The 23,087-nt window shown below is 43.8% G+C and carries 21 protein-coding genes, 1 tRNA gene, 1 rRNA gene, 3 pseudogenes and 2 riboswitches; of the genes and pseudogenes, 2 read left to right on the top strand and 24 right to left on the bottom strand.

Annotated elements, in window-relative coordinates; all coding sequences use genetic code 11:
* Nucleotides 1–79: 79 nt before the first annotated feature.
* Nucleotides 80–2,023, top strand: a complete 1,944-nt coding sequence (gene abc-f, locus JCM19039_RS15565; RefSeq protein WP_042428886.1) for a ribosomal protection-like ABC-F family protein — start codon at nt 80–82, stop codon at nt 2,021–2,023.
* 23 nt (nt 2,024–2,046) lie between these two features.
* A riboswitch (purine riboswitch) is annotated at nt 2,047–2,146 on the top strand.
* A gap of 78 nt (nt 2,147–2,224) precedes the next feature.
* A pseudogene (locus tag JCM19039_RS15560) lies at nt 2,225–3,399 on the top strand (MFS transporter).
* A 41-nt stretch (nt 3,400–3,440) separates the two neighbouring features.
* Here the strand turns inward: JCM19039_RS15560 and JCM19039_RS22410 are convergent.
* The 24 genes and pseudogenes from JCM19039_RS22410 to JCM19039_RS26905 form a co-directional block, all read right to left on the bottom strand.
* Nucleotides 3,441–3,938 (bottom strand): DUF1722 domain-containing protein, encoded by a 498-nt coding sequence (locus JCM19039_RS22410; protein ID WP_052398864.1) that lies wholly within the window; start codon nt 3,936–3,938, stop codon nt 3,441–3,443.
* Between the two features lie 7 nt (nt 3,939–3,945).
* On the bottom strand, nt 3,946–4,965 hold the full coding sequence (gene tsaD, locus JCM19039_RS15550; protein WP_042428963.1) for a tRNA (adenosine(37)-N6)-threonylcarbamoyltransferase complex transferase subunit TsaD: 1,020 nt from the start codon (nt 4,963–4,965) through the stop codon (nt 3,946–3,948).
* Nucleotides 4,966–4,981: 16 nt separating this feature from the next.
* The gene (gene rimI, locus JCM19039_RS15545; protein WP_042428883.1) at nt 4,982–5,455 is read right to left on the bottom strand and encodes a ribosomal protein S18-alanine N-acetyltransferase; all 474 of its coding nucleotides are present in this window, start codon (nt 5,453–5,455) and stop codon (nt 4,982–4,984) included.
* A complete protein-coding gene (gene tsaB, locus JCM19039_RS15540) occupies nt 5,445–6,146 on the bottom strand; it encodes a tRNA (adenosine(37)-N6)-threonylcarbamoyltransferase complex dimerization subunit type 1 TsaB (RefSeq protein WP_042428881.1) in 702 nt (233 codons plus the stop codon). Before tsaB ends, rimI begins: the two co-directional genes overlap by 11 nt.
* Nucleotides 6,143–6,598: a tRNA (adenosine(37)-N6)-threonylcarbamoyltransferase complex ATPase subunit type 1 TsaE gene (gene tsaE, locus JCM19039_RS15535; protein WP_042428878.1), complete on the bottom strand. Its 456-nt coding sequence runs from the start codon at nt 6,596–6,598 to the stop codon at nt 6,143–6,145. Before tsaE ends, tsaB begins: the two co-directional genes overlap by 4 nt.
* Nucleotides 6,599–6,612: 14 nt before the next feature.
* Nucleotides 6,613–7,584 (bottom strand): thiamine-phosphate kinase, encoded by a 972-nt coding sequence (thiL, locus tag JCM19039_RS15530; protein ID WP_042428875.1) that lies wholly within the window; start codon nt 7,582–7,584, stop codon nt 6,613–6,615.
* Nucleotides 7,585–8,181: 597 nt separating this feature from the next.
* Nucleotides 8,182–8,258, bottom strand: a tRNA-Met gene (locus JCM19039_RS15525).
* A 10-nt stretch (nt 8,259–8,268) separates the two neighbouring features.
* Nucleotides 8,269–8,385: ribosomal RNA gene (gene rrf, locus JCM19039_RS15520) — 5S ribosomal RNA — on the bottom strand.
* 85 nt (nt 8,386–8,470) lie between these two features.
* Nucleotides 8,471–9,607, bottom strand: a pseudogene (locus JCM19039_RS15515) (PLP-dependent aspartate aminotransferase family protein).
* A gap of 153 nt (nt 9,608–9,760) precedes the next feature.
* On the bottom strand, nt 9,761–10,219 hold the full coding sequence (gene ribH / locus JCM19039_RS15510) for a 6,7-dimethyl-8-ribityllumazine synthase (RefSeq protein ID WP_042428874.1): 459 nt from the start codon (nt 10,217–10,219) through the stop codon (nt 9,761–9,763).
* A 12-nt stretch (nt 10,220–10,231) separates the two neighbouring features.
* Entirely contained in the window at nt 10,232–11,419 is a 1,188-nt protein-coding gene (locus JCM19039_RS15505) for a bifunctional 3,4-dihydroxy-2-butanone-4-phosphate synthase/GTP cyclohydrolase II (protein WP_042428871.1), read from the bottom strand.
* Complete coding sequence (locus JCM19039_RS15500) at nt 11,403–12,008, bottom strand: riboflavin synthase (protein WP_042428868.1); 606 nt, start codon at nt 12,006–12,008, stop codon at nt 11,403–11,405. The genes JCM19039_RS15505 and JCM19039_RS15500 overlap by 17 nt, the downstream gene beginning before the upstream one ends.
* Nucleotides 11,989–13,080, bottom strand: a complete 1,092-nt coding sequence (gene ribD, locus JCM19039_RS15495) for a bifunctional diaminohydroxyphosphoribosylaminopyrimidine deaminase/5-amino-6-(5-phosphoribosylamino)uracil reductase RibD (protein WP_042428867.1) — start codon at nt 13,078–13,080, stop codon at nt 11,989–11,991. Before ribD ends, JCM19039_RS15500 begins: the two co-directional genes overlap by 20 nt.
* A 166-nt stretch (nt 13,081–13,246) precedes the next feature.
* Nucleotides 13,247–13,395, bottom strand: a riboswitch (FMN riboswitch).
* Nucleotides 13,396–13,586: 191 nt separating this feature from the next.
* Entirely contained in the window at nt 13,587–13,745 is a 159-nt protein-coding gene (locus JCM19039_RS23305) for a DUF1540 domain-containing protein (RefSeq protein ID WP_081829352.1), read from the bottom strand.
* A gap of 78 nt (nt 13,746–13,823) precedes the next feature.
* Nucleotides 13,824–14,138, bottom strand: a complete 315-nt coding sequence (locus tag JCM19039_RS28085) for an ABC transporter permease (protein WP_373901073.1) — start codon at nt 14,136–14,138, stop codon at nt 13,824–13,826.
* Between the two features lie 237 nt (nt 14,139–14,375).
* Nucleotides 14,376–14,950 (bottom strand): annotated as a pseudogene (locus tag JCM19039_RS25825) (ABC transporter permease); the annotation flags it as partial.
* 58 nt (nt 14,951–15,008) lie between these two features.
* Nucleotides 15,009–15,698 carry an ABC transporter ATP-binding protein gene (locus JCM19039_RS15485; protein ID WP_042402806.1) on the bottom strand — a complete coding sequence of 230 codons (690 nt, stop codon included), beginning with the start codon at nt 15,696–15,698 and terminating at the stop codon, nt 15,009–15,011.
* The gene (locus JCM19039_RS15480) at nt 15,676–16,872 is read right to left on the bottom strand and encodes an efflux RND transporter periplasmic adaptor subunit (protein ID WP_042428865.1); all 1,197 of its coding nucleotides are present in this window, start codon (nt 16,870–16,872) and stop codon (nt 15,676–15,678) included. The genes JCM19039_RS15485 and JCM19039_RS15480 overlap by 23 nt, the downstream gene beginning before the upstream one ends.
* Nucleotide 16,873: 1 nt before the next feature.
* Nucleotides 16,874–17,551, bottom strand: coding sequence for a hypothetical protein (locus JCM19039_RS15475; RefSeq protein WP_042428864.1), 678 nt, complete (start codon nt 17,549–17,551; stop codon nt 16,874–16,876).
* Nucleotides 17,552–17,869: 318 nt separating this feature from the next.
* Nucleotides 17,870–18,367, bottom strand: coding sequence for a small multi-drug export protein (locus JCM19039_RS15470; protein ID WP_042428862.1), 498 nt, complete (start codon nt 18,365–18,367; stop codon nt 17,870–17,872).
* 182 nt (nt 18,368–18,549) lie between these two features.
* Nucleotides 18,550–19,146 (bottom strand): TetR/AcrR family transcriptional regulator, encoded by a 597-nt coding sequence (locus tag JCM19039_RS15465; protein WP_042428860.1) that lies wholly within the window; start codon nt 19,144–19,146, stop codon nt 18,550–18,552.
* A gap of 123 nt (nt 19,147–19,269) precedes the next feature.
* A complete protein-coding gene (locus tag JCM19039_RS22405; protein WP_052398863.1) occupies nt 19,270–19,839 on the bottom strand; it encodes a S9 family peptidase in 570 nt (189 codons plus the stop codon).
* Nucleotides 19,826–21,007, bottom strand: coding sequence for a PD40 domain-containing protein (locus JCM19039_RS22400; RefSeq protein ID WP_193744266.1), 1,182 nt, complete (start codon nt 21,005–21,007; stop codon nt 19,826–19,828). Before JCM19039_RS22400 ends, JCM19039_RS22405 begins: the two co-directional genes overlap by 14 nt.
* 198 nt (nt 21,008–21,205) lie before the next feature.
* On the bottom strand, nt 21,206–22,336 hold the full coding sequence (locus tag JCM19039_RS26905; RefSeq protein WP_052398861.1) for a collagen-like protein: 1,131 nt from the start codon (nt 22,334–22,336) through the stop codon (nt 21,206–21,208).
* Nucleotides 22,337–23,087: the final 751 nt, after the last annotated feature.

The raw sequence follows: 23,087 nt of genomic DNA, 5'->3' as shown, positions 1-23,087 counted from the left end.
TGTATGCTTGACCTATCCGACGTTGTCTTATAACGTTAGACTAAACAGTCTCGCAGATGTCTGCGTAAAAGGATGAGCATTGATCATACTGCAATGTGACCGAATTTCGAAATCATTTGGAGTCGACTCCATATTACAAGATATAAAAATGGAAATCAAAAGCGGAGAACGTGTTGCCCTCGTTGGCCGCAACGGTAGTGGAAAAACAACACTACTCAAAATTATTACCGGTGAAATGTCTTATGACAGCGGTGAAGTGATTATGCCCAAATCGGTGAGCGTCGGCTTTCTCGCCCAAGATACGGGCATGAACTCTACACGCAGCATTTGGGACGAGATGCTTACCGTGTATGAAGCTGTCATTAAGCTTCAACATGAGCTCCGAGCACTTGAAGAACAAATATCTGATCCGAAAGTGTTTGAGGATCCAGAGCGGTATGAACAGACGTTGAAAGAATACGACGACAAACAAGAAGCCTTTCAAAACAAGGGTGGCTTCCGTTATGAAGCAGACATTCGCAGCATTCTATCTGGGTTAAATTTCGATCACTTACATTACAGCCAAAAAGTTCAGACGCTTAGTGGTGGTCAAAAGACAAGATTGGCACTCGCCAAACTTCTCTTATTAAAACCAGACTTGCTCATTCTTGATGAGCCGACGAACCATCTGGACATTCATACACTATCTTGGCTAGAGAATTACTTAAACGGCTATGATGGCGCTGTTCTCGTCGTTTCCCACGACCGTTATTTTCTTGACCGAATCGTAACAAAAGTATATGAAATTGCCCATTTGCAAGCGACCGTCTTTACAGGCAATTATACAGATTACCTCATTGAGCGCGATAAACGTCGAGAATTACAACAAAAAGCGTATGACAAACAACAAGAAGAAATTGAACAGCTTGAAACCTTCGTCCAAAAAAACCTCGTTCGTGCTTCTACGACGAAACGTGCACAAAGCCGTCGCCGAAAATTAGAACGAATGGATCGAATTGACGCTCCCCTCTCTGATCAAAAGAGTGCATCGATCGCTTTTGATATAGAACAAAAGAGCGGAAATGATGTAATAAGTGTGAGAGACCTCTCATTTTCGTATGGTGACTTGCCCGTTCTCACCGGAGTGAATCTAGCAATTACACGCGGTGAGAGTGTTGCGATGATTGGACCGAATGGCACAGGGAAGTCGACGCTCTTGAAGATTCTCGGTGGGCGTCTTGAAGCCGAGAACGGAAATGTGTTGCACGGGAGCAAAGTGACTGTAGGGTATTACGACCAAGAACAGCGTGACTTGAACGCGAGTAAAACCGTGCTTCAAGAACTTTGGGACGAGTATCCCCATGTGTATGAACGGAACATCCGTACGGTTCTCGGACGGTTCTTATTTAGTGGAGAGGATGTGCTAAAGCCTGTCCACAGTCTGAGTGGCGGGGAGAAAGCTCGACTTGTTCTTTCTAAACTGATGATGAAAAAGGCAAACTTGCTACTCTTTGATGAGCCGACGAACCATTTGGACCTCGACAGTAAGGAAGTGCTTGAAGAAGCGTTGTTGGATTATCCAGGGACGAGCGTATTCATTTCGCATGACCGTTATTTCTTAAACCGTTTATCTACACGAACACTAGAATTTCATGAAGGCTCCCTTATTGAATACCTCGGAAACTATGACTATTATTTAGAGAAAAAAGAAGAAGAAGCAGAGCGGGAACGACTGCGACTTGCTGAACTTCCTGACGACCCAGTAGTGAATGCTGACACACCAGAATCGTCGCAAACTGCAAAACAAGATTTTATGCAAGGCAAAGAAGATAAACGAGAAGCGCGCAAACGTCAAAGACAGATTGATACGTTAGAAGAATCAATTGAACAACTAGAGGCGGACACCGAACAATTACAAGCACTTATTCTCCAGCCCGACGTATACGAAGACTTCGCTCGGGCGGCAAAGATCCAAGAAGATATTGAACAAAATGAACGAAAGATTGAAGAACTCCTGGAAGAATGGCAGGAATTGCAATTATAAAGGGATTGCCAATGCTTAAGACATATGCTAACATAATCAACTGTTGTATAACCTCAATGATATGGTTTGAGGGTCTCTACCAGGAACCGATAATTCCTGATTACAAAAATGGCTATTTTCATTTTTGTAATCAGGAATTTTTTATGTCTTCCTGAACGATGATGAACGCCATCACTACTAAACAGGAAGAAGGTTGTTTGTATGAATTGGAGAGTGTACATTCTCGCCGCCGCAGCTTTTTCAGTCGGTCTCGTGGAGTTAATCGTTGGGGGTATACTGCCTGTCATTGCTGCTGATTTGGATGTCACCATTGCATCTGCTGGTCAGCTCATTACCGTGTTTGCCCTTGTTTACGCAATTTCAGCACCTGTATTAATCTCAATAACTGCGAAGGTTGAACGAAAGAAATTATATATCATTGCACTCATTATCTTTACCCTTGGAAATATCATGACGTATTTTAGTACGACTTTCGCTCTCGTTATGATTGCCCGTGTTATTACAGCCATGAGTACGGCTCTAGTTGTCGTCTTATCGTTAACCATAACAGCGAAAATTGTAAAACCTAGTCACCGTGCAAAAGCAATTGGCCTTGTGTTTATGGGAATTAGCTCTTCTCTCGTTTTTGGTGTCCCGGTAGGAATATTCCTAACAGAAGTATTGGATTGGAGAACGGTCTTTTTAGGCATCGCCCTTTTATCTTTGCTTTCAATTATTCTTGTGAGCTTGCTCATTGAGAAGATGCCTGTGGAGAAAGTTGTACCGATCCGTGAGCAAGTACAATCGTTGAAAAGCATCAAGATTAGCACTGCTCATTTAGTTACGTTGTTCATGCTCGCCGGTCACTACGTGCTTTATGCGTATTTCACACCATTTCTTGAAGAAGCGTTTCAGATGGAACCGCTATGGATTAGCATTTCTTATCTAATCATTGGTGTAGCATCTATTGGAGGGAATGCACTCGGCGGTGTACTCAGTGACAAGTTTGGATCAAGAACGTCCATACTTGCTGTCGTATCCACATTTGCCGTCGTGCTGTTCGTCATCCCTTTCACGACCGGATATCTATTAATGTTCCTCGTGTTTACCGCATTATGGGGTGGCCTAAGCTGGGCACTCACTCCGGCAATGCAAAACTATTTAATTCAATCGGCGCCAAAAACATCCGACATCCAGCAAAGTTTAAACACTTCCGCTTTGCAATTTGGAATCTCCATCGGTTCAGCAGTTGGAGGACTCGTACTTGCATTTACAGGAACAGTAATGAGCTCGCAAGCTTCGGAGCAATTCTCGTTCTAATTGCGTTTGGTTTTGCAGTCGTCTCATTACGCAGACCACAACTGAACTATACTCAACAGTCAGCAGAAGTAAAGTGACACAAAAAGCCAGCCTATAGTCGACCTATAGGCTGGCTTTTTTATCGATTATCATCGCAAATATAATCTCCTTGCCAGTCCCAAACGTAAGCTTCGCTTAGCTCTCCTTCAATCTTTAAACCAACAGGGACAAGGGAGAAAGAACGATCACGTTGCCATAGGCGGCAACTTTTTAAATACGTCTTATCATACTCAAATGTGTACGTCTCCAGTTTCTCGAGAACTTCCTCAGGATCTTCTTTTACTCGAGTATGAAGATATTGACGCTCTTCGGTGAGTAAATCAGATTTAAAGTATCCGAGCAGGTGGTAGAGCGCATTGGACAGCTCAGGCAAGTCCGCGGACGGCAATCCTCTATACGTCCTGTCGATTTCTTTTAATCGTAGAAACGCAGCATTCACATCGCGTTCGTTCGGGCGTAAATGATAGCGAATGTCCCGATATGCTGATTGTGAACAAGCAAGGACGAAATATTTATTTGCTGCCCATACAGCTTCAGCGGCTTTAGATACCGCCTTTCGAGAAGTAATCCGTGACATTCTGTTTTCACCTCACATGTGTAGTAAGAGGGAGGTTCGGTACCCCATTCAATTTCAAATCAGCAACGTTCTTCTTTTTCCATTCTACAAACGCAGCTGCACCAATCATGGCTGCATTATCCGTACATAAAGATAAAGGTGGGATGATGAGTTGCACACCGATACGCTCCATCTTATCTTTCATAGCACTGCGAATCGCTTGGTTTGCAGCCACTCCACCTGTAACAATAAGTTGTTTCGTGTCATAAGAAAGCACCGCTCGCGCTGCCCTTTCTACGAGGACCTCAACAATACTTGCTTGAAAGCTCGCTGCAATATCTTCTTCGTGAATGTCTTCGCCTCTTTGCTTTTGATTGTGCACATAGTTTAATACCGATGACTTCAATCCACTAAAACTAAAATCATACGTATCTTCCTCTAACCATGACCTAGGAAAATTGATCGTTGGTTCCGCTTCTCTGGCGAGCCGATCAATGTGAGGTCCGCCTGGATACGGTAGACCAATGGTGCGAGCTACCTTGTCGTATGCCTCACCAACAGCGTCATCTCTTGTCTCGCCAATAACGTCATAACTACCCTCTGTCTCCATGTAGACTAAAGACGTGTGTCCACCTGAAACAACAAGTGCCATCGCAGGGTATTCAATCGTATCAACCAAGTTCGCCGCATGAATATGGCCTGCAATATGATGAACAGGAAGCAGCGGTAGGTTGTGTGCATACGCGACCGCTTTAGCAGTATTCACACCGACTAATAGAGCTCCTACTAGACCCGGTCCTTCAGTAACCGCCACAGCATCAACATCATCATACGTAAGGTTCGCTTCAGCTAGTGCATGCTTGATCACCGTTGTCATATTTTCAACGTGGTGACGAGAGGCAACCTCTGGCACAACGCCTCCAAATTGTTCATGAATCGCAATTTGCGACGCTACTTGATTGCTCAAGATCTCTTTTCCACCTCGAACGATTGCTGCGGCTGTCTCATCACAGCTCGTCTCAATAGCAAGAATTGTAGGGGTTAACAATGCTTCATCTTCCTCTCTAACTAGGTTCCATTTCAAGCGTCATAACAAAAGCGTCCTCTTTTGTATCCGTATAATATCCTTTTTCGATCCCTGTCTTCACAAATCCAAATTTCTCATATAACCGTTGTGCCGCCGTGTTGCTCGTGCGAACTTCCAACGTCATTTTTCTCGTATCATATCGCTTGGCCGTCTCCAAAACTTCTTGAAATAACTGTTCACCATACCCGTGCCTTTGCAGAGAGGAATGGATAGCAAAATTCGTGATATGCGCTTCTTGCATGACTAACCAAACGCCACCGTACCCCACAATTTGCGCGTCTATCTCTAACACGAAATAATGAGCAAACGGATTCTTCACAAGCTCATTAACAAATGCGTGCTCTGTCCACGGCATCGTGAATACGTCCTGTTCAACGACGAGCACTGCCGGTATGTCATCAACCGTCATCCGTCTAATGTTCACCGATTCGCGAGCACCATTACCCATCATCGCGAGATTCTTTCTGGATATTCTTCTCCGCTTCTGCCAATTGCAAATACCGGGGGACAACCTTGTCTACATTCGTTGCAGCATCTTTTTTACTTGCCAAATGGATCATCTCACTTGGCTTCGTGCGGTTGTCTGTAGCCCCTCCAAATATTGCTCGTTCGCCTAAAACTTCTTGGATTTGTTCTTTATGGTTTTCTAGGTCTAAACTTAAAAAAAGAACATTGCGATCGAGCGTGGCCAGTTCTTTTAGCAGATCACTCATTAGCACAAGCTCGTCCTCACGCATTTGAGAAGCGTCTCCATCATTCGCTTCATACAAACCAGCATATACTTGCCCTCGTCTAGCATCAATAAACGGACAAATCACGGTGTTCGTATACTTCCCATTTTGGGCTAACAGCTCAAGTGACGATATTTCATATAAGGAGATGCCCAATGAACTCGCCATCGCCTTAGCCGTAGCGACACCGATGCGAACCCCTGTATATGATCCAGGACCCGTCGTCACAACAATACCGGTTAGATTTTTCATTTCCAGATTTGCTTGATTCATCACCTCATCAATGCCTGGCATGAGGCGAAGAGAGTGATTTTCTTTTTTGTACGTCGTCCACTCTGCAACAATCTCACTGTTTGTACCGATTGCAGTGCCTAACACATACGTGGATGTGTCCATAGAAAGAATCATCATTCATACACCTCCAACACAGATGTATAATGCAAAGCATTCGTTTTGATTTTTAAGCGTCGCTCTTTCTCTCCAAGTCGTTGAAGGGTTATGTGAACGGTATTTTCAGGCAACGGTACGCTCAATCGTGATGGCCATTCAATGACTGTTACTCCGTCTCCATCAACAAATTCAGTGAGACCGAGATCCTCTTCACCGCTCTCATCCAAGCGATACGCGTCAATATGGTAAAAAGGAAGTCTTCCTTCATACTCCTTGATAATTGTAAATGTTGGAGAATTGATATTCCCTTTAACACCCAGTCCTTTTCCAAAGCCTTTACTAAAATGCGTTTTCCCTGCACCTAAATCCCCGTCCAAAGTAAAAACATCCCCTGTTTTGGCCACTTGCCCTAGCTGTTCCCCTAGTCGCATCGTTTCTTCTGTATCATTCGTCAATATTTCGTATTCTCGCATGCTCTCACCTCTATTCAAGAACGATGTGTATATCCTTCACGTAAAAGCCGTCTTTTCTGTGTGGTCGAGTTCAACGTCACATCTGCACCTTCTCCGACGACGTGACCGATTAGTGTAAGTGGATCTCCTATACGTTTTGCCTCTTCAGCAATACGTGGCCAATCCTCTTTCGCAACCGTACCTAGTAATTGAAAATCCTCACCACCGTTAAAGGCAAACCGTAAAGATCGTTCACGCCCAAACGTCTCTTCCATCAACTCTGGCATCGGGATGTTGCTTTCCTCAAGTTCAATATGAACGCCACTACTTTCAGCAATCTCCCATATTTCACTCGATAAACCATCACTGATGTCATTCAATGCCATTCTCGTTGAATTCTCGGTGAACATTTGCGCAACCCCAGTATGCATCGTCGGTCGTTGATGCGTCTCAACAAATGCTTTGTTCGGGTTAGCATCTTCATCTAATAACTGCTCGAGACCTGCAGCTGAACCTCCTAATGAACCCGTAACAAAAACAACATCACCCACGTGTGCACTGCTTCGAAGTAACGCCCTTCCCTTTGCCACTTCACCGAGAACCGTCACAGATATGTATAGTTCACTTTTTGACGTCACACTGTCACCGCCAATGAGATGAACCCCTTGTTGCTGTGCTAGCCTTTGCATCCCTTCATAGATTTCAAGCACTTCATCATCAGACCAACCACGAGGAACGGCAATCGATACAAGATAGTATTTAGGCTTTCCACCCATTGCAGCTACATCACTAATGTTTACAGCGAGCGCCTTATAGCCAATGTCTGCCGGTTTCATCGTTGATCGTTTAAAATGTACACCTTCGCATAGCGTGTCGACACAACAGATCGTCTCCAATTCAACATTTAGCTGAATAACAGCTGCATCATCTCCAATTCCGACACGCACACCTGGCTGTTTATCTTCAATTGTATTATGAATCTGTTCAATTAAGCGAAATTCATCCATCATTTATACCCCTTTAAGTCAAGGCTCATAACCAATATTCTAGCATACAATTGGTGCACGTACACGAAAGTACACGCATTGTAAAACTGCCCCAAAATGCGGTTCATGAGGGGATTTGGAGGAAGAACTTCTCTCATTTTTCCAAAATCCCCACATAAGAACCGTAAATGCCAACATAAGCGCGTTCACGATGGATTTTCGTAAGTGTTCTGGAAAATATTAAGTGAAATCCCCACATACATTATCGAGCAGAGCCCGACCCATTGTGAACGCTAATTGTTTGTGGTTGTTACTTCTATGTGGTGGATCACTATAGCAAACATGCCCAGTTGCTTAACTTTATGCTTTTGTTGAACAATAATAATCTACAGCATCGTCACATGAATAGGTTCGCTTAAACACAAAAAAACAAACGATTTGTCGTTTGTATGTTTAACTGAGCTATGTAATTTTGGTTGCACCTTCCAGGCACTACAATCCTCTCTCGCAGAGAAGAAAAAAATCGACGTAGTGTCGAAAGTAATTTGGTTGCACTCTCCGAGTACTACAATCCTCTCTTGCTTCGAAGTTTAGCCGACGTAGTGTCGAGAGTAAAATTGGTTGCGGGAGGAGGATTTGAACCTCCGACCTCCGGGTTATGAGCCCGACGAGCTACCAGACTGCTCTATCCCGCGATGTGAAAAAACCTGGCAACTTCCTACTCTCACAGGGGGCTGCCCCCCAATTACCATCAGCGCTAAAGAGCTTAACTTCCGTGTTCGGCATGGGAACGGGTGTGACCTCTTTGCCAATGTCACCAGATTCGTTTGTGGTGTCTCTCAACGCCACGTGTAATAATATATCATGGAAAAAAAGATAATGCAAGGCATCTAGAAAAAAAGTTTATTTATTTTTTTGCAGCCGCTAAAGCAAGGCGCAGTTCTTCAATAATTTCCCCGCGATCTTCTAGGCCGACAGACATTCTCACAAGTCCTTCGGTTATGCCTAAACGTTTTTGCAAATCACTCGGAATGCTGCGGTGGGATGTTTTTAGCGGGTAAGAAACGGTCGTTTCTACTCCTGCCAATGTGGGTACAATTCGAATCCATTGTAAGCTCTTAAAAAATGTATACGCATCAAATTGATGGCCGAGGTCGAAACTTACCATCGCTCCATTACCATGATCACTTAAGGTGTTTGGATAGTACACCTTCACTCCTGGTTGCTCTTGCATAAATGTTGCCACTTCTGCCGCGTTTTGGCTTTGTTGATTCATTCGAACGGAGATCGTCTTTAATCCTCGTGTCGTGAGCCATGCTTCAAAGGGGCTGACATTCATGCCTAACTGAATGACTTTTTTCTTCGCCTGCTCAACTAACGATGGTTCTCCGACAAGGACGCCCGCGGTAACGTCACTGTGCCCACCAATATATTTGGTTGCACTATGTACGACCAAGTCTGCCCCTAATGTATAAGGCTTAACAAAATATGGCGTCGCAAACGTGTTATCAATCATGACCCTGACGCCGCGACCCTTTGCAATTTGCACGAGTTGCTCAATATCCTCAACTTAGAAGGGGATTGGCTGCAGTCTCTCCAAAAATGAGCGTTGTCTTTTCTGTTAATGCATCAACGATATTGTTCTTATCGCAAAAGAGGCCGTGTTTATTTGAACATTCCAGTCCGAAAGAAAGTTGTGAAAGAGGTCATACGTCCCCCCGTACACATCTTCTGGAATGAGCATATGATCTCCTGGTTTTACGACAGCTAACACACCTGCAAGGATCGCGGACATTCCTGATGACGTAGCCACACCTGAGGGCGCCTCTTCCAAACCAGCAACAAGATCTGCTAACTCGTCTGTATTCGGGTTTCCATAGCGCGTATACATGTACCGTTCATTTTCAGGAGAGAAAAACTGTTCCAAATCGTCTAAATCTGAAAAAGCGAAGGCTGACGTCTGATAAATCGGAGTTGCTTTACTATGTAAATGATTCTTTTTCCCAGACTCTTGATGAATAACTCTCCAGTCGAAATGCTTCATGGTGACTCACTCCTTTTTTCGAGTTTATCACAGTCGAATGTCGGAAACGATGACTAAAAAGAAATCTGTGAGAAAATATGACATAGTATTCTTTCATTTCAATTCTGACTCTATACTTCGCTAGTCTAGAGTCAGAACCAAAAATTTGCTTCCTTACACTTCCAATGTCGCCATTTCAACAACTGTGCGCGCGGCTTCATTTCCTGTGTTTGGATGCTTAATCCCCGTTCTAGCCAAAGCTTGTTCACTCGTATCCGTCGTTAATACACCAAAAGTGATCGGAATATCTGACTCAACATTAAGTGAGCTTACACCACTCGTCACTGCTTGGCACACATAATCATAGTGTGATGTTTCTCCCCGTATTACGGCCCCGAGTGCAATGACACCATTATAGCGTTGGCTTTCTACCGTCTTACGGGCGGCAAACGGGATTTCAAATGCACCTGGAACTTCAACGATATGAATATCTTCACTTTTGACGCCGAGCTTCACTAACGTCTCTTTTGCCCCTGCCATAAGTAAATTTGTAATCATTTCATTAAAATTAGCTTTTATAATCGCAATCTTTAATCCTCTTCCGTCCAACGTTCCTCTGTACGTCTTCTCCATTTCAATGACCCCCTATATTAAGTGACCAAGCTTTTCTTTTTTTGCATTCATATAACGTTCGTTTTCCTCATATACAGTCGGTGCAAAAGGGATGATCTCTTCTACAATAATCCCAGATTTTTGTAAGCCATTCACTTTCTCCGGATTATTCGTAGCGAGAGACACTTTACTGACACCTAAATGACCGAGCATAACAGCGGCAACCGTAAATTCACGTTCGTCGTCTTTAAATCCCAATGCTTCATTCGCTTCTACAGTGTCCAGCCCGTCGCTTTGTAGTTGATACGCTTTAATCTTTTCAAACAAGCCAATTCCTCTACCTTCTTGCCGCAAGTACAATAATACTCCGGCTTCTCGTTCACTAAGTGTGCGCAATGCGTCTTCTAGCTGCTGTCCACAATCACATCGTTTTGAGTGAAAGACATCTCCAGTCAAGCATTCCGAATGAACTCTCGTATACACTGCTTCTGGAACGGAAACATTTCCCTTTACAATCGCAACATGCTCTTCATCGTCTAACTTTGTCTTAAAGACCGTAATATGAAATGTACCGTATTCAGTCGGAAGCATCGTTGCCGCTTCAGCCTTTATCAAATTTTCTGTACGAGTGCGATATTCTTTTAAGTCTTCAATCGTGATAAGAGGCAAGTCATATTCCTTCGCAAAGTCCAACAACTCTGGATATCTGCTCATCGATCCGTCTTCGTTCATAATCTCACAAATCACACCCACTTCCCTTGCGCCACAAAGCTTAGCAAGATCTACAGTCGCTTCCGTGTGACCCATCCGAGTGAACACGCCACCCTCCTTTGCGATGAGCGGAAAAATATGTCCAGGTCGTTGAAATTGCTCAGGTGTCGTGTTAGGCACTGTGAGTTGTAAAAGCGTATTCGCTCGTTCTGCCGCTGAGATGCCTGTTGTTGCCGATTCGTGATCGACGCTTACCGTAAACGCTGTTTCGTGAGGATCAGATGTGTTTCTAACCATCAAATCGAGCTGTAGTCGTTCAGCAATCTCTTTTGATATCGGTGCACAAACGAGTCCACGTCCATGCAGAGTCATAAAATTGATACTTTCTGCGGATATACGGTCCGCAAGTGCCACAAGGTCACCTTCATTTTCCCGATCTTCGTCATCACATACGACTACCATGCCACCTGCTAGAAGCTGAACAATCGCTTGATCAATCGTGCTTTTCATCGTTAACCTCCGTGAACTTTTCAATATATTTGGCAACCATATCGCATTCTATATTGACGGCATCTCCTTCATGTAAAAATGCAAACTTCGTTGCCTTATGTGTATGGGGGATGATCGATATTTTTATTTCATTTTCTTCTACCGCGAATATTGTTAAACTCGTGCCATCCACAGCGACTGAGCCTTTCATAATCATGTATCGCATGAGTTTTTCTGGGAGCGTGATCGTGAATTGGGTTGAACTTCGTTTCTCTTCTCTGTTCGTAACCTGACCGACACCGTCTACATGACCGGTTACGATATGACCATCAAACCTTCCCCCTGCTTGAACGGCTCGCTCCACATTAACCGGCGCATCAACTTCAAGCGTACCCATGGTCGTATCCTCCATTGTTTTTTCCATCACATCTACGGTAAAGGATTGCTTGTTGTACGAAGTAACCGTCAAGCAAACACCTGAAACAGAAATACTATCACCGATGCGTACATCTTCAGTCACTGTGCGTGCCTCGATTTCTAGTGAACAACCCCCTTCCTTCTTTTCGATAGATATAAGACGAGCGACTTCTTCAACAATTCCTGTGAACATTGCTTGATTCTCCTTTCCTTACTGATGTAATTTTTATATCAGTCCCAACATTCTTTATGTTCTGTATCTGATATTTAACGGCTTGATCTAGTTCAGCAATGCCTGTACCTGCAACCATTCCCGTCGCTTCTTTTCCACCAATCATGACCGGAGCGACATATGAAATTACCCGCTCGCACCGCCTCGCCTTCAGAAAAGCTCCATGAATCTCAGCACCCCCCTCTACGAGCAATGACCGGATTCCTCTTTTCCCTAACTCAGCCAATACCGATGGGACGGTCACTCGTTCTTGCCAAATAATCTTTGCCACATCAGTTCCCCCTCCCTTGCCATCAACCTCAGTGAAAATCCAAGTTTCGCCTGGTTCTTGAAGCATTTTAGCCTGCTCTGGTGTTTGAAGTTTGCGATCCATAATGACCCGAATAGGATTGCGTCTATCGCCCGCTCCCCGAGCAGTGAGCTTAGGATCATCAGCAAGAACGGTGTTAATTCCGACTAGAATTGCATCATGAGTGGCTCTTTCTTCATGGCTATCGTCTCGGGCTTCTTTGCTCGTGATCCACTTGCTTTCTCCTGATACTGTTGCTGTTTTTCCATCCAGGGAACTTGCAAATTTCAACGTTACGTAAGGCTCACCTGTTTTGCAGTAATGAAAATAACTACGATTTAATGCTCGAGCTTCTTCGTTATAAACTCCCGTTTGAACAGATAAGCCATGCCTTTGCAAAATTTCAATTCCTTTACCTTGTACATGAGGACTAGGGTCTACAGAAGCTACGACGACCCGGGTAACTCCTGACTTTATGATGAAGTCCGTACAAGGCCCTGTGCGTCCAAAATGGCAACAAGGTTCGAGCGTTACATACAATGTCGCTCCTTTAGCCTTCTCTCCTGCCATGTTGAGCGCATGAACTTCAGCGTGCTCAGCACCCGCTTTCAAGTGGGCTCCTTGTCCAATAACACCTTCATCAGATACTACAATCGCCCCTACCATAGGATTTGGAGACGTTTGACCTCTTCCTAAACGCGCCAGCTGTAACGCAACTTTCATATAGCTTTGATCCGTTGTCATCTTCTCTCCCTTCTCCAATACTCATTGACACACGAAAAAAAGCTACCCGAAGATAAAACCACGGGTAGCTTTTAGAGATTGTTAAAGTGACATACGCCATTGGCATATGTTTTTACGGATAGCAAAGACACGTATGTATTTACAAAACGACATACTGCTGCTGTTATCCTCACTTCTCCCATCCAGACTTTAACTGTCGGCTCTGGAATTTCACCAGATCCACCGCTTCAACTACTGTTGTCACGGGTCACGGACTAAAAGGTAAACGACCTTATCACCGCCGGTAGGGAATTTCACCCTGCCCCGAAGTATCAGATTTGTATTTAGTTATGTAACGAATCTTAGCACAAAGCTTCTCACCTTTCAACATATCGTTACTGTTAGAAGATCACTTGTTTGAGGATGAGACAAGGGCGTACTTAAAGAAATAGTCGTTCTAGAACGTTCGTTGTCTAACCCCAATCCAAAATTAAAACCGTTGCACAAATTTGTGCAACGGTTCCCATCTAGTGCATCTTAGGTGAAAATGTGTGGCAATCGGTTTCCTCTTGCTCGGTCGTAATCTTGTCGGCATTTGAGACAACATAGATTCGGTCGGCCTCGCAATGGTTCCCTTCGCCCCAATGGACACAGTTGTTTACTTCACATAATATTTCTTGTGCCATGTTCATTCCCCCTTGCCCGCTAGTATAGCCAAAAACCGTAGAGAACTTACGTGCATGGAGAAATTCTAAGTGGGCATCTTATTCATAACGAAGGGCTTCAATTGGATCAAGTTTGGCTGCTTTATTGGCTGGAAGTAACCCGAAGACCACACCCACAACCATTGAAAAACCAACACCGATAAGCATGACCGGTACAGAGACGAGAAACGGCCAATCAGCGAAAATGGATACCGTATTCGCAATTCCGGCACCTAGCGCAATGCCGATCACACCGCCGATTGTCGTTAAGGTGACCGACTCAATAAGGAATTGGAGGAGAATGTTACCCCTCGTTGCCCCTAATGACTTGCGTAAACCAATCTCCCTCGTTCGTTCTGTAACCGAAACGAGCATGATATTCATAACACCGATACCACCAACGAGTAGCGAAACAGCAGCTACTCCACCAATAATGGTCGTCGTGACGTTGGTGATCTGTGAAATACCTTCTTGGATCTCTTCCATGTTAATGACTTCAAAGTGACCCGTACGGTCTGTTGTTTCATTTAAATAACCCGTAACTGAGATTCCTGCACTTTGAATCGTATCTGCGCTCGTTGCCTGCACATTCAACATGTCCATTTGATCGGTGCCATAGAGCATTGGCCAGACCGATTGTGGTAACAGTGCTTCATCGACTTGAAACTCAAAAAAACTTTGGTTCGCACGATCATGAATCCCGACAATTTCAAAAGGGATATTTTCGATATTTACCGTTTGACCAATCGGATTTTCTTCAGATGAAAACAACTCTTCTGCAAGTCCAGGCTAATTGTCGTAACTCTCCGGCCCATCTCGACATCGCGGTCGTTCAAAAGTCGACCGCTTTCTGCCATGAACTCATTCAATTCATAGTAACTCTCGTTAATGGCAAGCAGTTGTGCTCCAGAAGATTCTCGGTGACGGTATACGCTGGATGACGTTAGTGCATAAGCAATCACCTGCTCCACTGCAGGCATCGACTCAATGGCCCGTAAGTCTTCTTCAGAATACGAAACTTCTGTGTACGCATCATAATCCATTAACGATTCTTCTGGAGGCATATAATACACTTCAAACGTATTGTTTCCGCCACCTGCAAATTGGGAGGTTAGCAATGCTTCTCCACCTTTACCAATGGCTACAACCGTGATAACAGAGCCTACACCGATAATAATACCGAGCATCGTCAGCATGGAACGTAGCCGGTGATTCCAAATAGAGCGTAACGCCATCTTAAAACTATCAAAGAACGACACGGTCTCGCCTCCGATCTTCGATAATTTCTCCATCTCTAAACGTCACAATCCGTCTCGCATAGTCCGCAACTTCTTGTTCGTGTGTGACGACGACAAGTGTGGCGCCTTCTTCATGCAACGTGTCAAATAGCCCCATAATCTGCTCTCCAGACTTCGTGTCGAGAGCACCCGTTGGCTCATCGGCAAGGATGAGACTCGGGCGATTCACTAATGCCCGGGCAATCGCTACACGTTGTTTCTGACCACCGGAAAGCTGATTCGGTAAATGGGATACCCGCTCTTCTAACCCTACTTTCACAAGTGCTTCTTTTGCCCGTTCTTGACGTTCTTTCTTTTTTACACCTGCATAGATGAGTGGCAGTTCCACATTGTTAAGTGCACTAATTCTAGGAAGAAGGTGAAACTGTTGAAACACAAATCCAATATTTTTGTTACGAATGTCTGCGAGTGTCTTTTGCGGTTGCCCAGCAATATCTGTACCCGACAAATAATAAGAACCGGACGAAGGTTGATCCAAACAACCAATCATGTTCATAAGTGTGGATTTACCAGACCCTGAAGGACCCATGACGGCAACGAACTCATTTTCTTCAATCAGAAGTTCAATGTCTTTTAGCACATGAAGAACCTGGTCGCCATTTTTATATGTTTTGTCAAGATTCTTCAGGTGAATCATCCAAAATGACCTCCATTCCTTCATAAATCATCTCAAGATTTGAAGGATCAATCACTGAATCTCCTGGTGTCACTCCCGAGATCATTTGTGTACCTTGTTCACTCGTTACACCGGTTTCTACAAGACGTTGCATCGCCAATCCATCGACAATGACGTATACATACTGCATTTCTTCTTGTGTGAACGGATCCACTTCTAACTCAATGACATGTTCAGGTAATAATACTGCGTCTGATTCCGCTTCAATTTCAAAGTACGCGTTCACGTGGAAGCCGTGGAGCAATTCCTCTGAACCTTCTTCAAGAAGAATCTCGTATGGATATGAGGTCACGTTTGCTTCTTCAATAAGCAATGGATCATCCTCACTCGCAGGTGATGTGCCTAACTCTGTAAGAGTTCCACTAAACCGATCGCCTGGCATCACATTCGGTTCTACCTCAACTTCCATACCTTCCGTTAACTGAACGAGATCATATTCGGTGACGGTTCCTTGAATTGTCCACTGATCCTCTGATTGGATGTGAATTAATGATTCCCCTTCCGCAGCCATATCAGGTGAAATTCGTTTCGTTACCGTTCCGGGCACGTCACTGTACACTTCGTGGAACTCTTCGCCTTCATAATACTCCAGCTCTTCTTGCTGCTCACTGTATTGAAGGTTCGTTGTCCTGCGTTGAAATTCTAAATTATCTCTTTCAGACTGCAATTGGCTAATCAACTGATCACTTTGATTAAATGGGTCTTCTTCATCTTCATCATTTGCTTGATTTCGTTCGTTAGCAATATCTGTCTCAACGGAGGAGATGCGATCATCATACTGCTCAATTTCAAGCATCAAACGATCCAAGCTGTTGCGCATCGTCACAATTTGACGAGCCATTTCCTCATCTTCGTACGTCATGAGCAAATCCCCTTCTTGAACCTGATCGCCGACTTCCACATGAATGTCCGTCAGTGTCCCGTGTTGGGCCTCTTCATAATACGACTGGTTCTCGAGCGGTTCCACAATGCCGTTGGCAATGATTGATTCATAAAGAGTTTCTTCCGTTGCCGTGACTGTGTCCACCACAACTGGATCATCACTAATGAGCCCTTCGTTTAAAATATATGAATTACCAACAATAAGTCCGGCAAGTAAAATAACACCAATAAGTATTCCAATTCGCTTCTTCATACTATTGCACCCCTTGCGCTTGCAACATCGACATGTACATAACTGCTGCTAAAATTACCATTAATAATAGATAAAAGACGGTTGATGTGATGACAATATATCGTGTACTCTTCGTAGAAACGACGCGAAGAGCAAACAGCTGAACGATGAAACACCAAACGACGAGCAGACTAAACTGTGCGAAGAAATGCGTAAAAAACGAGTCTTCAAAAAGTAAAGCCGCCACATATCCAAGACCGGTCACAGAGTACAGGTGCTCCATTCCAAACAAAAAGTAATAAGGCAAGTCAACGAGCATTACAATTATGTAAATCGGAATAAAATATGAGAATATGATAAATAGTCGCTTAAAACCAACTTCACGAAAAAAGAGCCAAAAAACGAGGGCAATGGCGAGAATGGCAACGATGCTCGCGCCTACGGCAAACACACCACCTAAAGCCATCATAATTGAGACAACTGCCGATGCTTCTGCCTCGCCAACTCCAGGCATCGATTGATAGACTTGCATCATATCGTCTCGTACTGCGAATTGGCTCAAGACTGTAATGAGTCCTATAATAAGAGCGCCGACAGTCAATCGCCAAGCCAGACCTTTCGTCGCTTCAGATTCTTTTAATGTTGAGAAATGAGCCTTCGTATTAAAAAGACCGTGCAAAAATTTCACGCTATGTATCATTCTTCTTCCTCCTATTAACCACTTCTCTGATCCGAGTCAAAATGACAAGACTAATCCTTTCTTATTATGACAGATTTCTCATTCTAAACAACAATCTTAAAAAATTCTTTGACGTATTCTAGCAACTTTTGGTATTTTTTCATAGTTTTTGTGATTTTCCTGCGACTACTTTCACATATAGTATTGCAAAGATCTTAATGAAGAGCAGTAGTCCATGTACGAAGAGGGTGATTTCGGTCGTGGAACAGTTTCATTCTATAGGCCGCAAAAGGCACAAGAAGTTTGGATACTTTCTTGTGCCTCAACATTCCTCTTAATTTAAGGTAGGTCGAACCACTGATTTAGAAACCCGTTCGTATCTAGATGCACGTAGATAAAATCAGCGCCAATAAACGACAGTATCGCAAAGAGTACTGCCCAAATCGTTACGCTCCCCCCTACCCATACTATCGTCGCTTTTTTTGACGCTCCGAGAGAGAGCGCAATAAGCGCAGTCGCATGACTACTTCCGATCGTCACTGGATGGATAATCGCTAAACCAGGTAATCCGTAGCGCCGCCATAGCTCTTTAGCTTTGTTAATTTTATTTCCGTTTCTTTTTTTTGTTGTTTTGCTTCGCTTATTCTTCCATTGAACGATTCGTTCAGCAAGCACAACTGCAATAAGAAATGTAAGCAAATTCCCACCAATACCCACAATAGTAACCGTCCATACATTAAGTCCGGCAATAATGGCAATTGGAATAATAAGTGTTGATTCTAAAAATGGAGTAGCGGATATAAGAAAAACGAGAACATACAGTAGAATCGGGGACATACATATCCTCCTTTCCTAATTTAACTGACCGTTCGGTTTAATTAATCGTAAATAAATATCCACCCGAAAAACGGGCAGACTTGTTTTGTAACTCCCAAATTTGAGGACTCTGAAAGGATTTATATCTACCTAGTCCGTCTCAGCTTGTATATTCATGTGTAGGGAAAGTAGATCTTCATCATTTATTCTTTTGTAACACCATTTAGAAAAACATCAATAGCGTGCTCGTAGAGTTGATAAAATTTCTTCTCTTCGTACCCTAAAAACTGGGTAATGCTAATCCCAGAGAGAGTACTGTAAAGAATATACGCTAAATCTTCCGAGCTTATGTCACTAACGAACTCATTGCAGCGCACCCCTTCTTCTACGATATGAAGAAATACATCATACTCTGGTTGTACAAGGTGAAGCATTTTTTCTTGCACCATCTCTTCAATATTGTGGGTACCCATATATTCCGGTACAATTTTTGAAATGGGATTCTGCATGTCAGAAGCGTAAAACCGAGCAAGAAGGTATAATTTCTCTCTTGCTGTCGCAAGTTGTTCAGCTTGTTTCTCCCACTCCTCTCTCCACGACTCTGAGGCTTTTTCGACCGCATACAAAAACAATTCTTCTTTACTCGTAAAATGATAATAAATACTGCCCTTACTAATTTGGGAATACTCGCGTATGTCTTCCATGGACGTTGCTGCATACCCTTTTCGCTCAAAGATCTGCTTTGCTTTTTCTGCAATATGTCTTTTTGTCTGTTCTCCTTGTCCTGCTGGCCGTGCCATAATCAGTGATCTCCTTCATAAAACACCATTTACTAAACTGACCGATCAGTTTATAATGTACTACATCACAATTTACAAATCAACACTTATTTTTTTATAGGTTCCTACGTTAATTCCAGACTTTTAGTTATAAATTTTTTCTAAAAACTGGGCCATAGCTGTATATGCTGTAATTTGATTTTCGATTTTCACAATGCCGTGACCTTCATCTTCAAATCGAATGTATTCTACGGGATGATTTCTTGCACGTAACTCCTCGATTATCTGTTCGGTTTCTGCTATAGGAACTCTCGGGTCATTCGCTCCATGTGACACCATCAATGGGGCGGTGATTCTTTCGGAATGATGAATCGGATCAATCTCGTCAAAGAACTCTCCATCCGCTTCGATCGTACCGTATTCGCTTTCTCGCAACTTCCTTCTCCACGGACCTGTATTTTCAAGGAATGTTCGGAAGCTGGAAATGCCAACGAGATCTATTCCTGCGGTAAATATGTGCGGATAATGGGTCACTGCAGCTAACACCATAAATCCACCATAACTTCTGCCAATGACCGCTACTTTCTTCTCATCCACATACGGTTCTGCTTTTAAAGCTTCTGCAATTTCAATAAGGTCCTTAACCGAATCCATTCGCTTCCGCACATCATCTAAATGAATATATGTCTTTCCATATCCTTTACTCCCCCGCACATTTGGTGCACATACGGCATATCCAAGAGATGTGAGTGACTGAATAACGGGTGGTACGTCGCCTTCGTTTGGCCTTCAGGACCCCATGAACCCAAAACGCAACAGGAGTATTTTTGTTATACTCTTTTGGTTTATACAGAAACGATGGAATGGACCGACCGTCAAAAGAGCGAACGGTATAAACTTCAGGTTCAATGAGTTGAGCTTCAAATTCAGATGTTGTAGGAGTGCAATAGAGACGCTCACTCACCCCCGTATCGATGTAGTGTACGTATACATCTGCCGGTTGTGTTGGTGCATTATAAATAAGATGAATCTCATTTGATTTATTCCACCCGAGGTCCGTCAACGTGCCAAAACCTAGCTCAAACGATACGCGGTGACCACTATGAATATTCAGGATCCACCCTTTATCAATCCCGCCTTCATTCGTCGTGTATGCAAGTTTTGACTTGTCTGGATTTATCGTAAGATTTTCAATATCCCAATCTGGCTCGTCCAACCAAGTTAACTTCATCGTTTCCAAGTCCATTTGTGCAAGTCCAGTCGTCTCGCGCCCGTAATTACTCAAGACGTAAATGACCTGTCCATCACTTGAAAACTTAGGAGAATGGTACGAAGAGTTTGTATCAGTGTCAAGAAGCCAGCGAATGTCCTTCGTATGTATGTTGAGAAACCCAAGTCGGTTGTACAAATTCGTATATACTTCTTGGATGACGAGCTCATCCCCTGACGGACGCCAACCTAACACTCGAAATGTACCATCAGTTTCAAGAACGCGAGTAAGTTGTTTCGTATTCATATTCATCGTATAAACATCATAAAAACGAGCGTCTCGTTCATTACTTACCCAAGCGACGTGATGACCATCACTCGAAATACCACCGAACACGTGTATAGCATCATCCACTTTCGTGAGGCGGGTTATTTCTTTATTCTCAGACACATGGTATAGTTGCTGACGTTCATTTCCTTGAATATCCATACCGATAATTAAGTCATCAGATTCAGGAAATTTTTCTAGAAATTGAATCCGGTCTTCTGTATCAAGAGAATGAGCGTACGTTTTCTCTAATGAGTCATACTTCCACAATTGCGGAAGACCACTTTCATCACTAATGAATAGAATGCCGTCTTTAACAGCTACAGGTGACGATACTGATGGCACAGATAAATAGTTGTGAATTCGTTCTTGAAGTTGAATATATACCCTCTCCTTATTAAGAAAATTTCTTTAATAATAACAAATCCTACACGTAGCGCACAAGAAATCATCATAGTGAGCTTCTTCGTATTCATTCCACTTTGAAAATAAAAAGAAGATGCACCTAAACGGCACATCTGTATTATCTACAATTCAAAAAGCTTACGTTACATCTAAGCCAATGACTTGAAGCGTAGCACCGGCGTTATTTGGATCTAACGTTAAAGTAGAACCATCTGGACCGGTAACAGCTAGTTGAACAACATCTCCCGCCCCAAGATCAAGAGAAACCTCATTAACATAATCTACATATGAGCCCGTTTCATTACCATTTAATATAGATGCAGGTACAGGTACACCATTCACGAGAATTCTCGTTGACACTGCTCGCGACGTTAATAACTTCATCGCATAGGAAACACGATATCTACCTGGTGTGTTAACCGTTACAGAGTCTGCTGTCATCGGTAAGTCTGCGCTAAATAGTTGCTCATCTGGTACTTCTACAATTGTTCCAACGCCACTAGATAATGTAATAACTTGCCCGTTTATTGACGCCCCGTAGGCGTTATTAATGCTTGACCCCCCGCCTGGACCTGTTGGTCCGGGTGGTCCTTCTGGGCCTGGGTCACCCGGTGGTCCTTCTGGACCAATTTCCCCTTGGGGTCCCTCTGGACCGATCTCTCCTTGAGACCCCTCTGGTCCTAATTCACCCTGGGGTCCTTCTGGACCAATTTCTCCTTGCGGGCCTTCTGGTCCTGGATCACCTGGTGGTCCTTCTGGGCCTGGGTCACCTACTGGTCCTTGAGGACCAATTTCCCCGGGAGCACCTGTTGGTCCGGTTGGCCCGGTTGCTCCAACCCCTGGTCCGGTTGGTCCAGTTGGTCCGCTAGCGCCGGTCGGTCCCGTTACGCCAATACCCGTAGGTCCTGTTGTCCCTGTTCCTGGAGGACCAGTTGCTCCCGTAGCGCCAGTTGCCCCTCCTCCATCGACAAGTATTTCATAACCACCCGGCACTTCATCAGGATTTCCTCCAGGATTATTAATAATAACTCGATATAATCTACCGTTATAGCTTATTAGCTGACCAATCAAATAATCATTGGCTCTAGCTGGGTCGTACACCTGAATATCTAGGCCTGTAATATCATTGATCAGATTATTTTCAATTTCAATCGTGTACTCACACCAACATTTTCGGTTATCGCCTAAATGATGCTTTTGACGTGACCCGCAGTAACAACCAACATTCGCAGGTCGATACGAGTGATTATATTCAGCATCTTTACCCATAGCATTCACTCCCTTTATCTCACATTCCTACACCTACCCATACTCTATGATATTGGCCCAGCGAGTGTGCCTTCTCATTTGGCAGTACATTGATACTAATGCAAGACAAGTACGTGTAGAAGAAAGGTAGTGTATATCTGCAGATTTGAAAATGAATGAAGGAATGATAAGGCCTGGGACAGTTGTATAGTGGGATGTCCGGTTTGACTAGTTGGAATCATCGCTCAACAACGGGTAATCATGTATATGGGGTCTTAAGGGAGGATGAGCTTATTGAAAGCATCACACAAGCTTTTATGCGTGAGCGACTCTAGGGTATAGTGGGATTTTCTGAGATTGGAAAGCTGGTTTGGCTAAAATCAAACCATACATTCATCAATGAGGCGATTTCCAGTATCTATGGGTTGATTTGCACCAACGAAACGCGGCACAGAAGACAAACCTTCCCGTAGGAGAGCTATGGGCAAGTTTCGCACCGCGCCCGGCCTCGGTGCGTGGGCTACGGGGGGATTTGGACGATCTTCCCCCGCGATTCAATGCCAAATCCCATCGTAAGCGTGTTACGAGGGGATTCGCATGGATGAACATTCAATTTCCCTGTGATCGCGTGTTTTGCTTCCAAAGCGCTTGGATTGGAAACAGAATCCCCCATCGATGCCCTTTTTCCTTCATTCTGCTTCCAATCCATGGACGTCTGCTTCCAAACAAGCGTTTATGGAACCAGATCGAGCGTTTTGCAGAGAATGCACGG

Source organism: Geomicrobium sp. JCM 19039, from assembly GCF_000698145.1.
GTDB lineage: Bacteria > Bacillota > Bacilli > Bacillales > Marinococcaceae > Geomicrobium_A.
The sequence above is the reverse complement of the archived record's forward strand: the minus strand, read 5'-3'. Positions and strand labels throughout refer to the sequence as shown.

Bases quoted from the DNA above. Each gene is read 5' to 3' on its own strand.
- JCM19039_RS22410 (WP_052398864.1), bottom strand. From the start codon at position 3,938: ATGTCACGGATTACTTCTCGAAAGGCGGTATCTAAAGCCGCTGAAGCT.
- rimI (WP_042428883.1), bottom strand. From the start codon at position 5,455: ATGATGGGTAATGGTGCTCGCGAATCGGTGAACATTAGACGGATGACG.
- tsaB (WP_042428881.1), bottom strand. From the start codon at position 6,146: ATGATGATTCTTTCTATGGACACATCCACGTATGTGTTAGGCACTGCA.
- tsaE (WP_042428878.1), bottom strand. From the start codon at position 6,598: ATGCGAGAATACGAAATATTGACGAATGATACAGAAGAAACGATGCGA.
- thiL (WP_042428875.1), bottom strand. From the start codon at position 7,584: ATGGATGAATTTCGCTTAATTGAACAGATTCATAATACAATTGAAGAT.
- ribH (WP_042428874.1), bottom strand. From the start codon at position 10,219: ATGGAGAAGACGTACAGAGGAACGTTGGACGGAAGAGGATTAAAGATT.
- JCM19039_RS15505 (WP_042428871.1), bottom strand. From the start codon at position 11,419: ATGAAAAGCACGATTGATCAAGCGATTGTTCAGCTTCTAGCAGGTGGC.
- JCM19039_RS15500 (WP_042428868.1), bottom strand. From the start codon at position 12,008: ATGTTCACAGGAATTGTTGAAGAAGTCGCTCGTCTTATATCTATCGAA.
- ribD (WP_042428867.1), bottom strand. From the start codon at position 13,080: ATGACAACGGATCAAAGCTATATGAAAGTTGCGTTACAGCTGGCGCGT.
- JCM19039_RS23305 (WP_081829352.1), bottom strand. From the start codon at position 13,745: ATGGCACAAGAAATATTATGTGAAGTAAACAACTGTGTCCATTGGGGC.
- JCM19039_RS28085 (WP_373901073.1), bottom strand. From the start codon at position 14,138: ATGCTCGTTTCGGTTACAGAACGAACGAGGGAGATTGGTTTACGCAAG.
- JCM19039_RS15485 (WP_042402806.1), bottom strand. From the start codon at position 15,698: ATGATTCACCTGAAGAATCTTGACAAAACATATAAAAATGGCGACCAG.
- JCM19039_RS15480 (WP_042428865.1), bottom strand. From the start codon at position 16,872: ATGAAGAAGCGAATTGGAATACTTATTGGTGTTATTTTACTTGCCGGA.
- JCM19039_RS15475 (WP_042428864.1), bottom strand. From the start codon at position 17,551: ATGATACATAGCGTGAAATTTTTGCACGGTCTTTTTAATACGAAGGCT.
- JCM19039_RS15470 (WP_042428862.1), bottom strand. From the start codon at position 18,367: ATGTCCCCGATTCTACTGTATGTTCTCGTTTTTCTTATATCCGCTACT.
- JCM19039_RS15465 (WP_042428860.1), bottom strand. From the start codon at position 19,146: ATGGCACGGCCAGCAGGACAAGGAGAACAGACAAAAAGACATATTGCA.
- JCM19039_RS26905 (WP_052398861.1), bottom strand. From the start codon at position 22,336: ATGGGTAAAGATGCTGAATATAATCACTCGTATCGACCTGCGAATGTT.